General features: G+C 40.9%; 1 protein-coding gene. It reads right to left on the reverse strand.

Annotated features, from left to right (window positions below; genetic code table 11):
- Nucleotides 1-602: hypothetical protein (locus GBO31_RS23355; RefSeq protein WP_219011037.1), on the reverse strand; the 602-nt coding region annotated here is incomplete at its 5' end.

Consider the following 602-nt stretch of genomic DNA (forward strand, 5'->3'; position numbering starts at 1 on the left):
CTACATCACTACATCATAAACATCAGCATCTAAACCTGTAAATATATGATTCGGATCTGTAGTTGGTCCCTCACTTGCCGTAAAAGCCGTGGTAGTACTACTTATGTTATACGTGTAATTACTATCTCCATCAGTAACCTGAATCTGAATAGAGCCCTGATCACTCGGACAGGATGGACTAACTGGAGTGATAGAAACCGTAGAATCTAACTCTTCCATAAACTCCGTAGCCTGAAATACACAAGCTGTCGGCAATCCATTACTCTGACGTACATTTACCGTATAGGTCCCCTGCTCTGTTAAACCTGTAAACTCCGGTGAGGCTTGATATCCTATAACTGTACCCGAGATCGGAGTGATCAACTGATACTCATACTCATTCGAAGAATTCTGAACTCTCAAGATACCTGGAGTATTACATACGATATCGCGAACAATTACCAAATTAGGCTCAAAATTATTCTTAAAGACATTGAAGTAAAAATCAATCTCACAATTCCCATCAAACTCTACTCGAATCCTATATTCACCAGCTTCGGTAACCGTGAAATCCCTAGTCGTAGCTACCTGAACCCAATCAGGATCACAGGTGCTATCCAAAG

Source organism: Aquimarina litoralis, assembly GCF_019295435.1.
Taxonomy (GTDB): domain Bacteria; phylum Bacteroidota; class Bacteroidia; order Flavobacteriales; family Flavobacteriaceae; genus Aquimarina; species Aquimarina litoralis_A.